We start from the raw sequence: 19,738 nt of genomic DNA on the forward strand, positions 1-19,738 counted from the left end.
TGAGATAATATGTTCAACATCTTTATTTCTTATGTGATATGGCAGAGTTATTTTTTAAAACTGCGTCAGTATCTTTTTTTATGGGGTTCTAAGTTTCTCCAAAATTGCTTGTGCAGTTTCTTGATTCATATGTTTGGCCTTGAGAAGTTCAGCCAAAACGTGAGGCATTTCTTCAGGACTAGCACCGGCTAGTAGGGCTAGAGATTTGGCCTGAAGTTTCATATGTCCTGCTTGGATACCTGTTGAAGTCAGAGCTTTGAGAGCAGCCAGATTTTGTGCCAAACCAAGAGAAACGATGATACTAGCTAGGGTTTTGGCATCTGGATGGTTAAGTAAGTCGTGGGCGATAGAAACACTAGGGTTAAGTCCTATTGAACCGCCACGGGTTGCAATTGGCATGGGGAGGGTTAATTCTCCCACCAATTCTTTAGCCTCCTGGTCATAAGTCCATGTGGACAGGCCACGGTAGCTACCATCCTTGCTAGCATAGGCATGGCTACCAGCCTCAACTGCTCGCCAATCATTGCCAGTCGCAATAACTAGGGCATCGATACCATTGAAAATTCCCTTGTTATGGGTAGCTGCTCGGTAAGGGTCCACTTGAGCCAACTGGCTAGCCATCTCCATTTTCTTAGCAAAATCATGAGCGTCTTCCTTGTTACGACTGAGGAAGCGTGTGCTAAGACGACAAGTTGCTGTCACTAGACTCTCGGTGGCAAGATTTGAGAGAATGGCCATGAGACTTTGACCTTCTGAGAGATTTTCCAGTTCTGGCACCAGTGCTTCCATCATGGTGTTGACCATATTGGCTCCCATGGCTTCTTTGGTATCAACGGCTAGATAGACAATGAGGAAGTCTCCCTTAGCCTCAGTCCAGAGCCTGCGAGGGCCACCCCCACGCTTAACAATAGAAGGATGAGCCTCTTTGGCAATCTCTATGAGGTCCTGATTAGCTGCTTGAATTTTACTTGAAGCAGTGGCTTTATCAGGAACGTCAAAAAGGGCAACTTGGCCAATCATTTGACGATTATGAATCGTAGTCGTGAAACCGCCAGAGCGCTTAATGAGCTTGCTAGCATAGGAAGCAGCGGCGACAACAGAAGGCTCCTCGGTAACCATAGGAACCTGGTAGGTTACACCGTCTACCAATACATCTGGGCAAACGGCAAAGGGAAGTGTAAATCGACCAATAACATTTTCAGCCATTTGGTTGGCTGTTTCAAGGGTAAGTTGTTGGTCCTTATCCAGAAGATCTTGATTTTCCTGAGACAAAAGAGCATTCTTTTTCAAATGCTCTTTACGTTCTTGCGGTGTCTTCTTGGAAAAACCAGTCCAAGAGAGTTTAGTCATATTAATTTCCTTTATAGATACGTTGGTGTTCAGAGATTTCAGTTAAACGGAAAGCTCCGGTTTGGTAATCAGTGAATTGAGTAGAGCCAGTGTCATCCAACTGCGCCTCTTCATAGAAAAGTTTTTCATAATCAGCAACGCTCAAGGGTTGACGTTTGGCAAAGGTATCTAGACGGTCTGAACGAAGCAGGTCTTTGTAGCCCTCAACCAGACGTCCTGAGAAAATTTCGGAGACGGCTCCAGAACCATAAGAGAAGAAGCCAATCTTATCTCCTGCTTTAAGGTCTTGCGACTGTTCAAGCAAAGAAAGGAGCCCAAGGTAAAGTGACCCTGTATAGATATTTCCAATTTGGCGACTATAGGTAATTGAAGCATCAAAGTTGTTTGTTAAACGCTCTTTATTCTCGGGATTCAAATCTTTTGGAATGATTTTATTAAGTCCCTTAAGAGCTAGCTTAGGATAAGGAAGGTGGAGACAAAAAGCTGTAAAATCAGCAAAGTCAGCCTGATGACGCTCTTGGTAAGCTGCCCAAGTTGTCTTCAAGCTGTCAAGGTACTGCTTGGTTGAATAGATGCCTTGAACATAAGGCGTTGAACTGTAGTTTGGGCGCCAGAAGTCCATGACATCACGAGTTTGTGCTACATTGTCATCAGTAAGCTCCAAAATACGTGGATTCTGACTGACTAGCATAGCTACAGCACCAGCTCCCTGAGTTGACTCCCCAGAAGATCCGACACCATAGCGGGCAATATCACTGGCAATAACCAGAACTTTGCTCTCTGGGTGGGCTGCCACGTGCAATTTAGCATAGTTAAGTCCAGCAGTTGCAGCATAACAAGCTTCCTTCATTTCAAAAGAACGGGCAAAAGGTTGAATCCCCAAAAGACTGTGAACATAGACAGCAGCAGCCTTTGACTGGTCAATGGAAGACTCAGTAGCCACGATGACCATATCGATAGCTTTTTTGTCGTCGTCATTTAAAATATCAGCCGCCGCATCAGAGGCAAGCGTCACGATATCTTCTGTAATCGGCGTAATACTGGTTGCATCAAGCATCAGCCCCTTGCTGAATTTTTCAGGCTCTGCCCCACGGGCAAGAGCGAGATCAGCCATGTTTAGAACATATTGACTGGTCGCAAAACCAATCTTATCAATTCCAATAGACATATGATGTTTCCTTTTTTTCTTCATTGTAGAGTATCCAGAAGATACTAATCTATAGTGATTTTACCATAAAAGAGCGCTTTCGCCTTGAAAAAACTTTGATAGTTAGTTATATCTTCTGTTTCGATAGGAACTAGAGGATTTCACAAGACTTTCCTTTGGGGAACATGACCCTTTTGTTTCTCATTTAAAGCAGAATAGGGTAAAATTGAAATGGCACTCCACTAGTTTTTTAGCTATGTTAGAAAAGTAAAATTGTTGTTATATATTGAAATCATTGCGAGCGTTAAGTGAGACTTTCCGCTGTGAGATAAGTGTCTGTAAATAAAGTGTTTTGTTTACAGACACTCGGAATTTTTGAGACCATAGGCTCATAAATTAGTCTTGGAACTTCGAAGAAGTTCGCAGACGTCCGTAATCACTTAAGGAAAGTCTCAAAAAATACTTTGTTTTCAATTGAATAAAGAGGAAAATCATGACAAAAGCAGACACTATTTTTAAAGAAAATATCACTAAAATCATGGAAGAAGGCGTTTGGTCAGAGAAAGCACGTCCTAAATACAAGGATGGCACCACAGCCAACTCCAAATACATCACTGGAGCTTTTGCAGAATATGACTTGAGCAAGGGAGAGTTTCCAATTACCACTCTCCGTCCTATTGCTATCAAATCTGCTATCAAAGAAGTGTTCTGGATTTATCAAGACCAGACAAACAGCCTAGATGTCCTTGAAGACAAGTATAACGTGCACTATTGGAATGACTGGGAAGTTGAAGGCGTGCCTGCCAATAATGGGGACAAGCGTTCGATTGGTCAGCGTTATGGAGCGGTTGTTAAGAAGCACGATATCATTAACCGTTTGCTGGCTCAGTTGGAGGCTAATCCGTGGAATCGCCGTAATGTCATCTCTCTTTGGGATTACGAGGCCTTCGAGGAGACCGCAGGACTTCAGCCTTGTGCCTTCCAAACTATGTTTGACGTTCGTCGTGTGGGCGAGGACATTTATTTGGACGCCACTTTGACACAGCGTTCTAACGATATGCTGGTGGCTCATCATATTAATGCCATGCAGTATGTGGCTCTTCAGATGATGATTGCCAAGCACTTTGGTTGGAAAGTTGGTAAATTCTTTTATTTCATCAATAACCTCCATATCTATGACAATCAATTTGAGCAAGCCGAGGAACTTCTCAAACGTCAGCCAGCTGATTGCCAACCACGTTTGGTCCTCAACGTTCCTGATGGAACTAATTTCTTCGATATCAAACCGGAAGATTTTGAATTGGTTGACTATGATCCTGTTAAACCTCAACTCAAATTTGACTTAGCAATTTAATAAACGTTGATAATTTAAGTCCATAAAGAGCTGGCAAAGTTTTTTCCAAGCTCTTTTTCTCTTTTTTTGTTAGAATGGATTGTAAACTTAAAAAGAAAAGGAAATACTGTGTCTAAACAACTCATTGCTATTTGGGCGGAAGCTCATAACCATGTTATTGGGAAGAATCACACCATGCCTTGGCATTTGCCTGCTGAACTGGCACATTTCAAGAAAACGACCATGGGCTCAGCAATTCTCATGGGGCGTGTGACCTTTGATGGCATGAACCGTCGTTGTCTGCCAGGACGTGAAACCTTGATTTTGACACGAGACAAGGACTTCGACTGTGAGGGTGTGACGACCGTTACGAGTGTTGAGGAAGCCCTAGCTTGGTTTGAACAGCAAGATAAGGATCTCTATATTGCTGGTGGTGCTGGTGTCTATAAGGTTTTTGATGGGCATTATGATGCACTCATCAAGACAACTATTGAGGCTGATTTAGAGGGAGACACGTATTTTCCACAACTAGATATGACGGCATTTAAAGAGGTATCACGTGACCGAGTGGCCAAGGATGATAAAAATGCCTACGACTTTAGCATAAGTCGCTATGAAAAAGAAGGAGACTAGGTTCATGCAACGTAGTGTTTTTGGGTTATTTACTGCATTATTGGGAGTACTTTGTGTGCTCTCTGCCATTCCTGCCTTTCGCAAGAAACGTTATGGGTTAGCAGTTTTTCTCTTTTTAAATGCTTTTACCAACCTTGTCAATACTATTCACGCCTTCTATGGCACCCTATTTTAGAAAAGAGTGAGGAATAAATGGCTGGAAATCGTAATGAAGAAATGGTTTATTGTTCATTTTGTGGCAAAAACCAAGAAGAAGTAAAGAAAATTATCGCTGGGAATGGCGTCTTTATCTGTAACGAATGTGTGGCCTTGTCACAAGAAATCATTCGTGAGGAAATGGCAGAAGAAGTTTTGGCTGACTTGGCTGAAACTCCGAAGCCAAAAGAACTTTTAGATATTTTGAACAACTATGTCGTGGGGCAGGACCGTGCCAAACGTGCCTTGGCGGTAGCTGTTTACAATCACTATAAACGTATCAATTTCACAGAAAGTCGTGAAGACAATGATGTGGATTTGCAAAAATCAAATATTCTCATGATTGGACCAACTGGTTCAGGGAAGACTTTCTTGGCTCAGACCTTGGCTCGTAGCTTGAATGTTCCATTTGCGATTGCGGATGCAACATCATTGACAGAGGCAGGTTATGTGGGTGAGGACGTGGAAAATATCCTCCTCAAACTGATCCAAGCGGCAGACTTCAATATCGAACGTGCGGAACGTGGTATCATCTATGTTGACGAGATTGATAAGATTGCTAAAAAGGGTGAAAATGTATCAATCACTCGTGACGTTTCTGGTGAAGGGGTTCAACAAGCCCTCTTGAAGATTATCGAAGGAACAGTAGCCAGCGTTCCCCCTCAAGGTGGTCGTAAACACCCTAACCAAGAGATGATTCAAATTGATACTAAGAATATTCTCTTTATCGTTGGTGGTGCTTTTGATGGTATCGAAGATATCGTTAAGCAACGTCTTGGTGAGAAAATCATTGGTTTTGGTCAAAATAATAAGGCAATTGATGATGACTCATCATACATGCAAGAAATTGTGGCTGAAGATATTCAAAAATTCGGTCTTATCCCTGAGTTTATCGGACGTTTGCCAGTCCTTGCGGCCCTTGAACAGTTAACGGTTGACGACTTGGTTCGTATCTTGACAGAGCCTAGAAATGCCTTGGTTAAACAGTACCAAACCCTCTTGTCTTATGATGGGGTTGAACTGGAGTTTGACCAGGATGCTCTTGAAGCTATTGCAAGTAAGGCAATTGAACGTAAGACCGGTGCGCGTGGCCTTCGCTCTATCATTGAGGAAGTCATGATGGATGTCATGTTTGAGATTCCGAGTCAGGAAGATGTTACTAAGGTTCGTATTACAAAAGAAGCCGTTGACGGCACAGCTGCTCCAGTTTTAGAAACAGCATAAGGAGGTTCTATGGCTGAAGAACAAGTCCTAAATACGCACAATGCTGAGATTTTGCTCAGTGCGGCGAATAAGAGCCACTATCCCCAAGATGACCTCCCTGAGGTTGCCCTAGCAGGACGCTCGAATGTTGGTAAATCAAGCTTTATCAATACACTTCTTGGTCGTAAAAACCTAGCACGTACTTCTGGGAAACCAGGGAAAACTCAGTTGCTTAATTTCTATAATATTGACGATAAGCTTCGTTTTGTGGATGTGCCAGGTTACGGTTATGCCCGTGTGTCTAAAAAAGAACGTGCCAAATGGGGCAAAATGATTGAGGAGTACCTCGTGACTCGAGATAATCTTCGTGTCGTTGTTAGCTTGGTTGACCTCCGACATGAACCAACTCAAGACGATATCCAAATGTATGAATTTCTCAAGTATTATGAAATTCCGGTCATCGTTGTAGCGACTAAGGCTGACAAGATTCCTCGCGGAAAATGGAACAAGCACGAATCAATTATTAAGAAAAAACTCAATTTCGATAAAAATGACCATTTCATCGTCTTTTCATCTGTCACACGTGACGGTTATGATGAAGCATGGGATACGATTTTAGCAGAATTATAAAAAGAGCTCGGAGAAATCCGAGTTTTTTTTGCGATAGTTTTTGTCTATCTCTTTGATAGTTTCCACCTATTATCCAAGGGGATGATATTGTGATAAGCTTGTTTTATTACATCTATTGGAGGAATCTATGGAAAACCATAATTATGAAAATGAAGGTCAGTTTCAACGGAAGATGACCTCACGCCACCTCTTTATGCTCTCGCTAGGTGGTGTCATTGGTACCGGTCTCTTTCTTAGCTCAGGCTATACGATTGCACAAGCAGGCCCTCTTGGTGCGATACTATCTTATCTTGTGGGGGCTATCGTTGTTTACTTAGTCATGCTTTCATTAGGTGAGCTAGCTGTTGCTATGCCAGTAACGGGATCCTTTCACACCTATGCCACTAAATTTATCAGTCCGGGAACCGGCTTTACGGTAGCTTGGCTTTATTGGATTTGTTAGACGGTAGCCTTGGGAACAGAATTTCTGGGTGCGGCCATGCTGATGCAACGTTGGTTTCCATCAGTTCCGGCTTGGATGTTTGCGGCATTCTTTGCCTTGGTGATTTTTGGAATTAATGCTCTGAGCGTAAGGTCTTTTGCGGAAGCGGAATCTTTCTTTTCTTCTATAAAGGTTATTGCTATCTTGGTTTTTATCATCCTAGGTCTGGGGGCTATGTTTGGTTTGGTCAGCTTTGATGGTCATCGTGAAGCTATTATGTTCAAGCATTTGACGGCTAATGGTCTCTTTCCAAATGGTGGTCTTGCCATTGTGTCAGTCATGTTGGCGGTTAACTACGCCTTTTCGGGAACAGAGTTAATCGGTATCGCAGCTGGTGAGACAGATAATCCTAAAGAGGCTGTTCCACGTGCTATTAAAACGACCATTGGACGCTTGGTGATTTTCTTTGTCTTGACCATTGTGGTATTGGCTTCGCTTCTTCCCATGAAAGAAGCAGGGGTATCTTCAGCGCCTTTCGTTGATGTTTTTGACAAGATGGGGATTCCATTTGCGGCAGACATCATGAACTTTGTTATCCTGACAGCTATTCTTTCTGCTGGGAATTCGGGACTCTACGCTTCAAGCCGTATGCTTTGGTCTTTGGCCAATGAGGGAATGCTCAATAAAAAGCTAGTGAAAATCAATAAACATGGAGTTCCAATGACAGCCCTTTTGATTTCCATGGCAGGAGCAGTTTTATCACTCTTTTCAAGTATCTATGCTGCAGATACGGTTTATCTAGCTTTGGTATCAATCGCTGGTTTTGCAGTTGTTGTTGTCTGGCTCTCCATTCCTTTGGCACAAATCAACTTCCGTAAACAGTGGAAGCTAGAGCATTCTGAGGACGAGTTAGACTATAAGACACCGTTTAATCCAATCCTCCCTTATATCACAATTGTTCTCTTGGCCATTTCTGTGTATGGGATTGCTTGGGATAGTTCACAACGTGCGGGACTTTACTTCGGTATTCCTTTCATGATTTTCTGTTACCTCTATCACTACCTTCGCTTTAAAAAATGGTAAGGAGGCCTTGTATGGCAACATTTAAAGATTATTTGGAAAATAAATCTCCCCTCATTCTTCATGGAGCTCTAGGAACAGAGATGGAAGCCTTGGGGTATGATATTTCAGGTAAGCTCTGGTCAGCTAAGTACCTTATTGAAAAGCCAGAAGTTATTCAAAAAATCCACGAAACCTATGTAGCCGCTGGGGCTGACTTGATTACCACATCATCTTATCAAGCGACCTTACCTGGCTTGGTAGAGGCAGGACTTACTGAGAAAGCAGTGGAGCAGATTATCGCCCTGACGGTTCAGTTAGCAAAGGCTGCACGTGATAAGGTATGGGCAGCATTAGATGAGACTGAGAAAGCAAAGCGTCCTTATCCATTGATTTCTGGGGATGTTGGTCCTTACGCAGCTTATTTGGCTAATGGTTCTGAGTATAGCGGTGATTATGGTCAAATTACTATCGAGGAGCTTAAGGAGTTTCATCGGCCTAGGATTCAAATTCTCCTAAATCAAGGTGTGGACTTGTTAGCTTTGGAAACTATTCCAAATCGTTTAGAAGCACAAGCCTTGATTGAACTCCTGGCTGAAGAATTTCCAGAATCAGAAGCTTATCTCAGTTTTACAGTCCAAGAATCAGCCACTATCAGTGATGGGACTTCTTTAGATGAGATTGCCAAGCTTGTTTCCCAGTCAGACCAAATCTTGGCCCTAGGAATCAACTGTAGTTCGCCTCTTCTTTATGATCAGGCTCTTGCTATTCTTAAAGATGCTGGAAAAGCCCTCATTACTTACCCAAACTCAGGTGAGGTTTATGATGGCAGTACGCAGACTTGGAAACCTAAGGATAAGGATGCTCTACCCTTAGTTGAACATAGTAAAGATTGGCATGCTCAGTTTGGAGTTAAGATTTTAGGTGGCTGCTGCCGCACACGTCCAAATGACATTAAAGCCTTATATAAAGAGTTTAGAACCTAGTCAAATTTCTAATTATTTGTTATAATAGGAGACTGTAAGGCTATGAGCTCTACACATTATTAGTAGAAAATGAAGCCAGCGTTAAGCTGGTTTTTAAAATGAAGAGGAAAATATGACCTACGAACAAGAATTTCTAAAAGACTTCGAAGCCTGGGTTGTTACCCAAGTTAAAGTAAACGAAACGGCCTTGGCCGCTAGCAAGAAAATCTGGGAAGAAGACGGCGATGAACGTGCACGTGATGCAAGTTACCGCTATGAAGCTAAATTGGATGCTTACAATTTCCTAATTGGTAAGTTTGCCAACTATCGTGCTGGCAAAGGTTTCCATGATATGCCAGATGGCTTGTTCGGGGAACGTCACTATTAATAAAGGATGAAAAAGAAAATGGCGATACTACTTTATAGAAAGGTATCGTCTATCAAAATAGGAGAAAACTAAACATGGCTAAAGTAAAAAATAAAAAGAAAGCTTTTAAACACCGTTTGAAAAAACAAGGACTTTTCAATAATGTTAAAGCCCCTGTTCCACCTGTTCCACCAGTGCCACCAGTAGCACCACAACCTGTTGCTGAAACTAAGACAGTTGCTAAGGAAGAAGTGGTAGCTACAGATCTTAGTCTTGAAGCCTTTGCAGAACTTTCAGAGGTTGAAGGCCTTCGTTCAAACCTTGTAGAAACTCTTTATAATGAAGGTTTGACTTCAGTAGAGGCTTTTGCTACTGTGACTGAAGAAGAAGTTCTTGCCCTCAAGGGTGTCGGACCTGCGACAGTTAAAAAATTGAAAGAAAATGGTGTTAGCTTCAAAGCTTAAGCCTAAAAAAGATCCGAGGTGTAGCCTTCGGATTTTTTATTGTTTTAGAAAGCATTGCTTGATTAGAAAAACAAGAAAACCACTAGTAAATCTAGTGGTTAGTAGGTCTGGATTGTTTATTTCTTTGGATTTTGTTTGGTTAAATTAAGTCCAAAAGGTACCAAGTTTTCTTGATGCCTGCGGATGCGCCCCATATTTTCAGTGTGGCGGAAGATGATAAGCAAAGCCATGATGGTAAGAACCCCAGTGAAAATAAGGTCATAGCCATCTAGTAAGAAATGGATGGCCGGAAACACAGCTAAGGTAATAAGTCCAACAATTGCTGCAGTGACACTTGAAAATGAAATCATGCTGGTTAGATAGAGTGTTAGGGCAAAGACCAAGAGTAGGAATACACAGTAGAGTGGGGCAAAGCCAAGAAGCACCCCTGCACTTGTCGCTACAGCCTTCCCGCCTTTAAATCCAGCAAAGATTGGAAAAACATGTCCGATAATAGCAAAGAAACCAATGATTAGAGGTGAAACCTCTGTAACACAAAGCCAGATAGGTAGAAGAACAGCCAAGGTCCCCTTGAACATATCAACCAAGAAGGTGATGGTACCAGCAGTCTTACCTAGAACACGAAAGGTATTGGTTGTTCCAGTATTTCCAGAGCCGTGCTCACGAAGATTGGTATGGAAGAATAGTTTCCCAATCCAGAGGCCGGTCTGAATGGAACCTAACAAGTAGGCGATTAGGATTAACAATAAGATTTTCATGAGATAATTATAGCATACAGCCTAGTAATTGACAAAGTCAGTCAGCCTTAAGATATCTTTTGGACTTTCTTGATTTCTTTTGCAAATTCTTCTGAAAACTTATAAAATAATAAGGATGAAAATTTTGGAGGTCACTCTTGGCTAAAAAAGAAATAAATGTAAATAATTATAATGATGATGCCATTCAGGTACTAGAAGGGTTGGATGCGGTTCGCAAGCGCCCAGGAATGTACATTGGCTCAACGGATGGAACAGGACTTCACCACCTAGTTTGGGAGATTGTCGACAATGCGGTCGATGAAGCTCTTTCTGGTTTTGGTGATGTCATCGCTGTCACCCTAAATAAGGATGGTTCCGTTTCTGTTTCTGACTCTGGACGTGGGATGCCGACAGGTATGCATGCCATGGGTAAACCAACAGTTGAAGTTATTTTCACTGTTCTCCACGCGGGTGGAAAATTTGGACAGGGTGGTTATAAGACTTCTGGTGGTCTTCACGGTGTGGGTTCTTCAGTTGTTAATGCGCTATCTAGCTGGCTTGAGGTAGAAATTACCCGTGACGGTAGTGTTTATCGTCAGCGTTTTGAAAATGGGGGTCACCCTGTAACAGGACTTGAAAAAATCGGCAAGGCACCTAAATCTAAGACAGGTACAAAAGTTACCTTTATGCCTGATGCTAGTATCTTTTCAACGACTGATTTCAAATTTAACACCATTTCAGAACGTCTCAAAGAATCAGCCTTCCTTCTTAAGAATGTCACTATGACATTGACAGACTTGCGTGGCGAAGAAGAAGTTCGTGAAGAATTCCACTATGAAAATGGGGTTCAAGACTTTGTATCTTACTTGAATGAGGACAAGGAAACGCTGACACCAGTCATCTATATTGATGGGGACCAGCAGGATTTCCATTTGGAATTAGCCCTTCAGTATAATGACGGTTACTCTGACAATATCCTTTCCTTTGTCAATAATGTCCGTACTAAGGACGGAGGTACCCACGAAACGGGCTTCAAATCTGCCATTACCAAGGCTCTTAACGACTATGCTCGTAAAACAGGTCTTCTCAAAGAGAAGGATAAGAACCTTGAGGGGTCAGATTATCGTGAAGGTTTATCAGCAGTTATCTCGCTCTTGGTTCCTGAGGAACACCTTCAGTTTGAGGGCCAAACCAAGGACAAACTTGGATCTCCTTTAGCTCGTCCCATTGTCGATAGTATTGTTTCAGAGCACTTGACCTACTTCCTTATGGAAAATGGAGATCTGGCTTCTAACTTGGTGCGTAAGGCTATCAAGGCCCGTGATGCCCGTGAAGCTGCCAGAAAAGCTCGTGATGCCAGTCGAAATGGCAAGAAAAATAAAAAAGACAAGGGGCTCTTGTCAGGAAAATTGACGCCAGCCCAGTCTAAAAATGCTAAGAAAAATGAGCTTTATCTGGTCGAAGGGGATTCTGCCGGCGGTTCAGCCAAACAAGGCCGTGATCGTAAATTCCAGGCCATTCTTCCTCTTCGAGGGAAGGTCCTCAACACTGAGAAAGCCAAAATGGCAGACATTCTCAAAAACGAAGAAATCAATACCATGATTTATACTATCGGTGCTGGAGTTGGAGCTGACTTTAACCTTGACGATATTAACTACGACAAGATTATCATCATGACCGATGCCGATACCGATGGAGCTCACATCCAGACCTTGCTTCTTACTTTCTTCTATCGTTATATGCGTCCACTAGTGGAAGCAGGACACGTTTATATCGCTCTGCCTCCTCTTTACAAGATGTCCAAAGGGAAAGGTAAGAAGGAAGTTGTCGAATATGCTTGGACGGATGGGGAACTTGAAGAACTTCGTCAAAAATTTGGTCGTGGAGCTATTCTCCAGCGTTACAAGGGGCTTGGTGAGATGAATGCTGACCAGCTTTGGGAAACAACTATGGATCCAGAGACCAGAACGCTTATCCGAGTAACTATTGACGACCTAGCGCGTGCCGAACGTCGTGTCTCAGTTCTTATGGGAGATAAGGCTGCACCACGCCGTCAATGGATTGAAGATAACGTTAAATTTACGCTTGAGGAAAGTGGCGCATTTTAGGTTGCAGACCAGAAGGGAAAGTAATAAGATAGAGTCAGGGAGAGCGCTTACTATCAATAGCTACTAGGGTTTATAAAAATTAAGTTAATTATTTTCTACATAGTTTATTAACTATTTACAGTGTCATTGACTAGAAATCAATGGAGGTAGAAAAATGGATTTTAATGTTATCGATTATCTAGCTTACCATGCAGATGTAGCTATTCCGGCTATTATTCTTATGGTTATTGTTTCTGCTATATACTTAATTTTTTATGGCATACGTCCTATAAAATCACGCTTTTTGATCCTTTTTCTCTTATCTATAGTCTCCCTCATAATCTTCGTGCTGGATAACCCCCTCTATTATTATTTGGGTAGTCCATACTCAGGCTTATTATTTGGCTTTTACTACCTGATGGTCTTTACAGTGTTTTATGTACCATTCTCGCTAATAGCTTTTATAAAAAGTCTTCTACATTTAATACGCTTTCAAACCAAATATTCAATTTTACTAGTTATTAATAGTTTCTTTGCCACATTACTGGCTTTCCTCAACCTGCTTTTTTTACAAGGGTCTTTGGAATTTCTCCTACATTCATCCATGTACTTTATTTTTATCCTCCTAGCGGCAAGTGGTATTGCTCAAACTATAATAGGGAGAAAGGAAAACGAAAAAAATAAAGATTATATGGTTGAGTCAGGAAAAGACAATGTGAGGTAGACCTATGTTATCTAAGGTATTAAGTTTTTTACTTTACTATCCTCAAGTAGTCCTTCCTGTTTGTGGAGTGGCAATAGCTTATTTAAGTGTTTATAAAAAGCGACCAATAAAAACACGCTTTTTGCTCCTTCCTATACTAGTAGTGATAACCTTCCTTCTATCTTTGATTGATAATCCATTCTCAGATAGAACCTACTCGGGTTTGTTATTTGTTTTCTATAATGTGTATGTTTTTACTCCTTTAAGTGTTGCGTGTAGTATCACATCACTTTTAAAAAGTATCTATCATTATAGATTGTTTCGTATCCCGCTAGCTACTGTTCTCGTGATTAATGGCTCCATAATGACCGGTCTAACAATCTTAAACCTTATTTTATTCTTTGGGGAACTTTCTACTTCATTGACATTATCTTGTGTATTTTTCATTTTAATTGCGATAAGTACAGTCGTTCAATTTGTGGTTGGTGAAATAGAAATTAGAAAGGTTAAAACCATTCTTCTACAGTTGCAAAATCAAGGAAAGACATTGTAAGGCGTGGCAGTGAGGTAGGAAAGTTACTATTTGTCTTTCACATTATTTTAAATCATTACTTAAACTAAAAAATAAAGAGAAATCTTATGTCTAATATTCAAAACATGTCCCTTGAGGACATCATGGGGGAGCGTTTTGGACGCTACTCCAAATACATTATTCAGGAGCGTGCGCTTCCTGACATTCGTGACGGTTTGAAACCCGTTCAACGTCGTATTCTTTATTCCATGAATAAGGATGGCAATACTCATGACAAGGGCTATCGTAAATCTGCCAAGTCGGTGGGTAACATCATGGGTAATTTCCACCCACATGGTGATAGCTCTATTTATGATGCCATGGTGCGTATGTCTCAGGACTGGAAGAATCGTGAAATCTTGGTTGAGATGCACGGTAACAACGGGTCTATGGACGGTGATCCACCAGCGGCCATGCGTTATACAGAGGCACGCTTGTCTGAGATTGCGGGCTACCTTCTTCAAGATATCGATAAAAACACCGTTCCTTGGGCTTGGAACTTTGACGATACAGAGAAGGAACCGACCGTTTTACCTGCAGCCTTTCCAAACCTTTTGGTTAATGGGGCTACAGGGATTTCTGCTGGTTATGCCACAGACATTCCACCACATAATCTGTCAGAGGTCATTGATGCTGTTGTCTACATGATTGATCACCCATCGGCTAAACTGGATAAATTGATGGAATTCTTGCCTGGCCCTGATTTCCCAACAGGGGCTATCATTCAGGGCAAAGATGAGATTCGTAAGGCTTACGAAACTGGTAAGGGCCGCGTCGTTGTGCGCTCATGTACTGAAATTGAACAACTCAAAGGTGGTAAGGAGCAAATCATTGTTACTGAAATTCCTTACGATGTTAATAAGGCAGTTCTTGTTAAAAAAATCGATGATGTTCGTGTCAATAACAAGGTTCCTGGCATTGCAGAAGTTCGTGACGAGTCTGACCGTACAGGGTTGCGTATTGCTATCGAACTTAAGAAGGATGCTGACAGCCAAACTATTCTTAACTATCTTTTGAAATATACGGATCTTCAAGTCAACTACAATTTCAACATGGTAGCTATCGACAATTTCACCCCACGTCAAGTGGGCTTGCAAAAGATTTTGTCTAGCTACATTGCCCACCGTCGCGATATTATCGTTGCCCGTTCAAAATTTGATAAGGAAAAAGCTGAAAAACGTCTTCATATTGTTGAAGGGTTGATCCGTGTCATCTCTATTTTGGATGAGGTTATTGCCCTTATCCGAGCTTCTGAAAATAAGGCAGATGCCAAGGAAAATCTTAAGGTCAGCTATGATTTTTCAGAAGAACAAGCTGAAGCCATCGTGACCTTGCAACTTTATCGTTTGACCAATACGGATATCGTTACTCTCCAAAATGAGGAAGCTGATTTACGCGAGCAAATTGCGACCTTGGCTGCCATCATTGGTGACGAGCGCACCATGTTTAATGTCATGAAGCGTGAACTCCGTGACATTAAGAAGAAATTTGGTAATGACCGTCGTTCAGAGCTGCAAGCGGAAACCAAGACTATTGAAATTGATACCGCAAGTTTGATTGTTGAGGAAGAAACCTATGTCAGCATCACTCGTGGTGGCTATGTCAAACGTACTAGCCCACGTTCTTTCAATGCTTCAACGATTGATGAAGTCGGAAAACGTGATGATGATGATTTGATTCTGGTTCAGCAGGCTAAGACAACACAGCATCTCTTGATGTTCACTAACCAGGCCAATGTGATTTATCGTCCAATCCATGAGTTGCCAGATATTCGTTGGAAGGATTTGGGAGAGCATTTATCACAAACCATCACTAATTTATCTAAGGATGAAGAAGTGCTTTACGCCGAAATCCTGGATGATTTTGAAGCTGGTACTTACCTAGCAGCTACCAAGCTGGGTCAGATTAAACGTTTCGAACGCAAGGAATTTACGCCATGGCGTACCTACAAGTCTAAGTCGGTTAAATACGCTAAACTCAAGGATGATAGTGATTTTATTGTCACAGTCACTCCAATTCAATTGGATGATATCATGATTATCACTCAAAGAGGTTATGCCCTTTGCTTTAGCGCGGACGAAGTGCCAGTAGTTGGGGCCAAGGCAGCAGGTGTTAAGGCAATCAATCTTAAGGATGATGATAGCGTTCAGGCTGTTTTTGTGGCAAATACTCAAAGTTTCTACCTTCTAACACAAAGAGCCAGTCTCAAACGTGTGGCTACAGCTGATATCCCACAGGCTAAGCGAGCTGGTCGAGGTCTCCAGGTTCTTCGTGAGCTTAAGACGAAACCACATCGCGTCTTTACGGCTGGTCCAGTCTTTACAGAAAATTCTGGTGGTGAGATAGATCTTCTAGCAACACCAGCAGAGGAGACTCCTCAGACCTTGCTTGTGACAGCCACGACAGGTGAAACTGCAGAGGTTGATTTGTCCCTTCTAAATCTTTCAGATCGTACTAGCAATGGAAGTTTTATTGAAGGGTTAGCAGACAAAGAAGTCTTTTCTGCTAAGATTATTGAAAAATAATGATAAGAAAGCTTTGTTCTCTTACTAGAGAGCAGAGTTTTTTTCTTTAAGAGACTAAAGAACTATTTTAAAAAGAATTGTCAGAATTTTGCAACACAACCTTGAAATTTTCAATGAAAAGGACTATACTAGAAAGCACATAGTAACAGAAAAGAGGACATACACATGACAGTTGATTTAGACTGGGAAAATCTAGGATTTAATTACCGTAAACTTCCATTCCGTTATATCTCATATTTCAAAGATGGCAAATGGGACGAGGGGCAATTGACTGAGGATGCAACTTTGCATATTTCAGAAGCATCTCCAGCCCTTCACTATGGTCAAGAAGCTTTTGAAGGACTCAAGGCTTACCGTACTAAAGATGGCTCTATTCAATTGTTCCGTCCAGATGAAAATGCCAAACGTTTGCAACGTACTGCTGATCGTCTTTTGATGCCACAAGTTTCTGTCGACAAATTTGTAGATGCATGTAAACAAGTTGTGCGTGCCAATGAAGAATACGTTCCACCATATGGTACAGGTGCTACACTTTATCTCCGTCCACTTTTGATTGGGGTTGGTGATATTATTGGTGTGCATCCAGCAGATGAGTATATCTTTACTATTTTTGCAATGCCAGTAGGAAACTACTTCAAGGGTGGTTTGGCTCCAACAAACTTCCTTATTCAAGATGATTATGACCGTGCTGCGCCACATGGTACAGGTGCTGCTAAGGTTGGTGGTAACTACGCAGCAAGTATGTTGCCAGGTAAGATTGCACATGACCGTAACTTCTCTGATGTTATCTACCTTGATCCAGCAACTCACACTAAGATTGAAGAAGTGGGTTCTGCAAACTTCTTTGGTATCACAGCTGATAACGAATTCATTACACCACTCAGCCCATCTATCTTGCCATCTATCACCAAGTTCTCATTGCTTCACTTGGCTGAAAATCGCTTCGGTATGAAAGCTATCCAAGGTGATGTTAAGATTTCTGAATTGGATAAATTTGTTGAAGCAGGTGCCTGCGGTACAGCTGCCGTTATCTCACCAATTGGTGGGGTACAACATGGTGATGACTTCCATGTCTTCTACTCAGAAACAGAAGTAGGTCCTGTAACACGTAAACTTTATGATGAGTTGACAGGTATTCAATTTGGTGATGTTGAAGCACCAGAAGGATGGATTGTCAAAGTTGACTAATTCTTAATAGATAAATGATTATTTTAAGGCTTGCTCTTGCAAGCTTTTTTCTTTTTCGGTAGAATTAAGGAGATACATTAAGAAAGGATGGCTCGAGCCAAGTATCGGGTATAAATCTATGAGTAAAAAAGATAAAAAAATTGAAATCCAAATTAATGATGCTAAAGTAGTCGTCAACAAGGCAACCATCGAAGGTTTTGAACTTCTTGTTGGCAAGAAAGTGATTGGACAAATTGTAGAAATTGATGGTAAGTTTGCCGTTGTTGACAAGGAAAATGTTGTAGGTTTCCACAAAAAAATGGATGATGCAGTAGCTGCCATTATTGAATCGTACAATCTTAATCATTAAAATCCAAAGTAAAGGCTTGCTTTGGTCAAGAAACTGTGATATACTATTTCTTGTTCTTAAGGAGAGATAGCGAAGAGGCTAAACGCGGCGGACTGTAAATCCGCTCCTTCGGGTTCGGGGGTTCGAATCCCTCTCTCTCCATGTCTAAGAAACTGAATCGGGATAGTCGATATCAAGTACTTAGATGTTTTTTTATAGCATTTTGCTATTGGGGTATAGCCAAGCGGTAAGGCAAGGGACTTTGACTCCCTCATGCGTTGGTTCGAATCCAGCTACCCCAGTAAAAGGTATCGGGTGCATTGGCACCGTCTATGTTAACCATTGTCTTTGCGGGTACCTTTAAAAATATATTGTTATCAAGGGTCAGAATTGGCTGGCTCTTGTTGGAGGATCTTTTTAGAATGAACGAATTTGAAGAATTGCTAAACAGTGTTAGCGAAGTTAACACAGGTGACGTTGTAACAGCTGAAGTTATCTCAGTAGATAATGATCAAGCAAATGTTGTTATCGAAGGAACTGGTATCGAAGGTGTTTTGACACGTCGTGAATTGACAAACGACCGTGACGCAAACGTTGCAGACCTTGTTAAAGTTGGTGAAACACTTGAAGTGCTTGTTCTTCGTCAAGTTGTTGGTAAAGATACTGATACTGTAACTTACCTTGTATCTAAAAAACGCTTGGAAGCTCGCAAAGCTTGGGATAAACTTGTTGGTCGTGAAGAAGAAGTTGTTACTGTTAAAGGAACACGCGCTGTTAAAGGCGGACTTTCAGTTGAATTTGAAGGTCTTCGTGGATTTATTCCAGCTTCAATGATCGATACTCGTTTTGTTCGTAACACTGAACAATTTGTAGGTCAAGAATTTGACGCTAAAATTAAAGAAGTTGATCCAGCTGAAAACCGTTTCATCCTTTCACGTCGTGAAGTTGTTGAAGCAGAAGCTGCAGAAGCTCGTAAAGAAGTCTTCTCTAAACTTGAAGTTGGTTCAATCGTAACTGGTAAAGTTGCTCGTTTGACAAGCTTCGGTGCTTTCATCGACCTTGGTGGTGTTGACGGACTTGTTCACGTGACTGAATTGTCTCACGAACGTAACGTTTCACCTAAATCAGTTGTATCTGTAGGTGATGAAGTTGAAGTTAAAGTTCTTGCTATCGACGAAGAAGCAGGACGTGTATCACTTTCACTTAAAGCAACAACACCTGGACCATGGGATGGCGTTGAACAAAAACTTGCTGCTGGTGATGTAATCGAAGGTAAAGTTAAACGCTTGACTGACTTCGGTGCTTTCGTTGAAGTATTGCCAGGTATCGATGGACTTGTTCACATCTCTCAAATTTCACACAAACGTGTAGAAAATCCAAAAGATGTTCTTTCAGTAGGTCAAGACGTTACTGTTAAAGTTCTTGAAGTAAACGCTGATGCAGAACGTGTATCGCTTTCTATCAAAGCTCTTGAAGAACGTCCAGCTAACGCTGAAGGCGAAAACAACGAAAAACGTCAATCACGTCCACGTCGTCCAAAACGTCAAGAAAAACGTGACTACGAACTTCCAGAAACTCAATCTGGATTCTCAATGGCGGATCTTTTCGGAGATATCGAATTGTAAGATAAAAAAGAGGCATGGAAACATGTCTTTTTTTCTATTTTAGAGTATGCTATAATAGTATACTGTTAGCACCCTTAGTGTAATGGATATCACGTAAGATTCCGGTTCTTGAGATAGGGGTTCGATTCCCTTAGGGTGCAAAAAGAAAAACGTTGAAAGACTTGTTCGCTCAACGTTTTTTTCTTGCTAAGTTTTAGAGAAATTATT

17 protein-coding genes, 3 tRNA genes and 2 pseudogenes are annotated in these 19,738 nt (G+C 41.5%); 19 read left to right on the forward strand and 3 right to left on the reverse strand.

The window, feature by feature from the left end; translation table 11 throughout:
* Positions 1-78: 78 nt before the first annotated feature.
* Complete coding sequence (locus tag H7U02_RS01940) at positions 79-1,350, reverse strand: hydroxymethylglutaryl-CoA reductase, degradative (protein ID WP_201042685.1); 1,272 nt, start codon at positions 1,348-1,350, stop codon at positions 79-81.
* A 1-nt stretch (position 1,351) separates the two neighbouring features.
* Entirely contained in the window at positions 1,352-2,518 is a 1,167-nt protein-coding gene (locus H7U02_RS01945) for a hydroxymethylglutaryl-CoA synthase (protein WP_201042687.1), read from the reverse strand.
* 472 nt (positions 2,519-2,990) lie between these two features.
* Between H7U02_RS01945 and H7U02_RS01950 the strand changes: the two genes are divergently transcribed.
* The 9 genes and pseudogenes from H7U02_RS01950 to H7U02_RS01990 all read left to right on the forward strand — a co-directional run bounded on the left by H7U02_RS01950 (position 2,991) and on the right by H7U02_RS01990 (position 9,767).
* Entirely contained in the window at positions 2,991-3,851 is an 861-nt protein-coding gene (locus H7U02_RS01950) for a thymidylate synthase (protein ID WP_201042689.1), read from the forward strand.
* 108 nt (positions 3,852-3,959) lie between these two features.
* Positions 3,960-4,463, forward strand: a complete 504-nt coding sequence (locus tag H7U02_RS01955) for a dihydrofolate reductase (RefSeq protein ID WP_201042691.1) — start codon at positions 3,960-3,962, stop codon at positions 4,461-4,463.
* Between the two features lie 4 nt (positions 4,464-4,467).
* A complete protein-coding gene (locus H7U02_RS01960; protein WP_002886174.1) occupies positions 4,468-4,638 on the forward strand; it encodes a hypothetical protein in 171 nt (56 codons plus the stop codon).
* A 17-nt stretch (positions 4,639-4,655) separates the two neighbouring features.
* The gene (clpX, locus tag H7U02_RS01965) at positions 4,656-5,882 is read left to right on the forward strand and encodes an ATP-dependent Clp protease ATP-binding subunit ClpX (protein ID WP_002890340.1); all 1,227 of its coding nucleotides are present in this window, start codon (positions 4,656-4,658) and stop codon (positions 5,880-5,882) included.
* Positions 5,883-5,891: 9 nt separating this feature from the next.
* Complete coding sequence (gene yihA / locus H7U02_RS01970) at positions 5,892-6,491, forward strand: ribosome biogenesis GTP-binding protein YihA/YsxC (RefSeq protein WP_002885996.1); 600 nt, start codon at positions 5,892-5,894, stop codon at positions 6,489-6,491.
* A gap of 127 nt (positions 6,492-6,618) precedes the next feature.
* Positions 6,619-7,995: pseudogene (locus tag H7U02_RS01975) on the forward strand (amino acid permease).
* An 11-nt stretch (positions 7,996-8,006) separates the two neighbouring features.
* Positions 8,007-8,957: a homocysteine S-methyltransferase gene (gene mmuM / locus H7U02_RS01980; RefSeq protein WP_201042693.1), complete on the forward strand. Its 951-nt coding sequence runs from the start codon at positions 8,007-8,009 to the stop codon at positions 8,955-8,957.
* A 112-nt stretch (positions 8,958-9,069) separates the two neighbouring features.
* Entirely contained in the window at positions 9,070-9,324 is a 255-nt protein-coding gene (locus H7U02_RS01985; protein WP_002886199.1) for a DUF1912 family protein, read from the forward strand.
* Between the two features lie 74 nt (positions 9,325-9,398).
* Positions 9,399-9,767, forward strand: a complete 369-nt coding sequence (locus tag H7U02_RS01990; protein WP_201042695.1) for a helix-hairpin-helix domain-containing protein — start codon at positions 9,399-9,401, stop codon at positions 9,765-9,767.
* 116 nt (positions 9,768-9,883) lie between these two features.
* On the opposite strand, the gene plsY is transcribed toward H7U02_RS01990, so the two are convergent.
* Entirely contained in the window at positions 9,884-10,525 is a 642-nt protein-coding gene (gene plsY / locus H7U02_RS01995; RefSeq protein WP_073689886.1) for a glycerol-3-phosphate 1-O-acyltransferase PlsY, read from the reverse strand.
* Positions 10,526-10,662: 137 nt separating this feature from the next.
* Here plsY and parE point away from each other — a divergent pair, with 137 nt between their 5' ends.
* The 10 genes and pseudogenes from parE to H7U02_RS02045 all read left to right on the forward strand — a co-directional run bounded on the left by parE (position 10,663) and on the right by H7U02_RS02045 (position 19,671).
* Positions 10,663-12,612 carry a DNA topoisomerase IV subunit B gene (parE, locus tag H7U02_RS02000; RefSeq protein WP_073689885.1) on the forward strand — a complete coding sequence of 650 codons (1,950 nt, stop codon included), beginning with the start codon at positions 10,663-10,665 and terminating at the stop codon, positions 12,610-12,612.
* A 154-nt stretch (positions 12,613-12,766) separates the two neighbouring features.
* On the forward strand, positions 12,767-13,315 hold the full coding sequence (locus tag H7U02_RS02005) for a hypothetical protein (RefSeq protein ID WP_201042697.1): 549 nt from the start codon (positions 12,767-12,769) through the stop codon (positions 13,313-13,315).
* 4 nt (positions 13,316-13,319) lie between these two features.
* Positions 13,320-13,847 (forward strand): hypothetical protein, encoded by a 528-nt coding sequence (locus H7U02_RS02010; RefSeq protein ID WP_070839789.1) that lies wholly within the window; start codon positions 13,320-13,322, stop codon positions 13,845-13,847.
* 86 nt (positions 13,848-13,933) lie between these two features.
* On the forward strand, positions 13,934-16,390 hold the full coding sequence (gene parC, locus H7U02_RS02015; RefSeq protein ID WP_201042699.1) for a DNA topoisomerase IV subunit A: 2,457 nt from the start codon (positions 13,934-13,936) through the stop codon (positions 16,388-16,390).
* Positions 16,391-16,546: 156 nt separating this feature from the next.
* Positions 16,547-17,578 (forward strand): annotated as a pseudogene (locus H7U02_RS02020) (branched-chain amino acid aminotransferase); the annotation flags it as partial.
* Positions 17,579-17,696: 118 nt separating this feature from the next.
* Positions 17,697-17,927: a DUF2969 domain-containing protein gene (locus H7U02_RS02025; RefSeq protein WP_002886057.1), complete on the forward strand. Its 231-nt coding sequence runs from the start codon at positions 17,697-17,699 to the stop codon at positions 17,925-17,927.
* Positions 17,928-17,987: 60 nt separating this feature from the next.
* A tRNA-Tyr gene (locus H7U02_RS02030) sits at positions 17,988-18,068 on the forward strand.
* Between the two features lie 68 nt (positions 18,069-18,136).
* Positions 18,137-18,208: transfer RNA gene (locus H7U02_RS02035), tRNA-Gln, on the forward strand.
* Positions 18,209-18,328: 120 nt separating this feature from the next.
* Positions 18,329-19,531 (forward strand): 30S ribosomal protein S1, encoded by a 1,203-nt coding sequence (gene rpsA, locus H7U02_RS02040; protein ID WP_003094841.1) that lies wholly within the window; start codon positions 18,329-18,331, stop codon positions 19,529-19,531.
* Between the two features lie 68 nt (positions 19,532-19,599).
* A tRNA-Arg gene (locus tag H7U02_RS02045) sits at positions 19,600-19,671 on the forward strand.
* The last annotated feature ends 67 nt before the right edge of the window (positions 19,672-19,738 follow it).

This window comes from Streptococcus sp. 3.1, assembly GCF_016648915.1.
In the GTDB taxonomy this organism is placed as follows: Bacteria; Bacillota; Bacilli; order Lactobacillales; family Streptococcaceae; genus Streptococcus; species Streptococcus salivarius_E.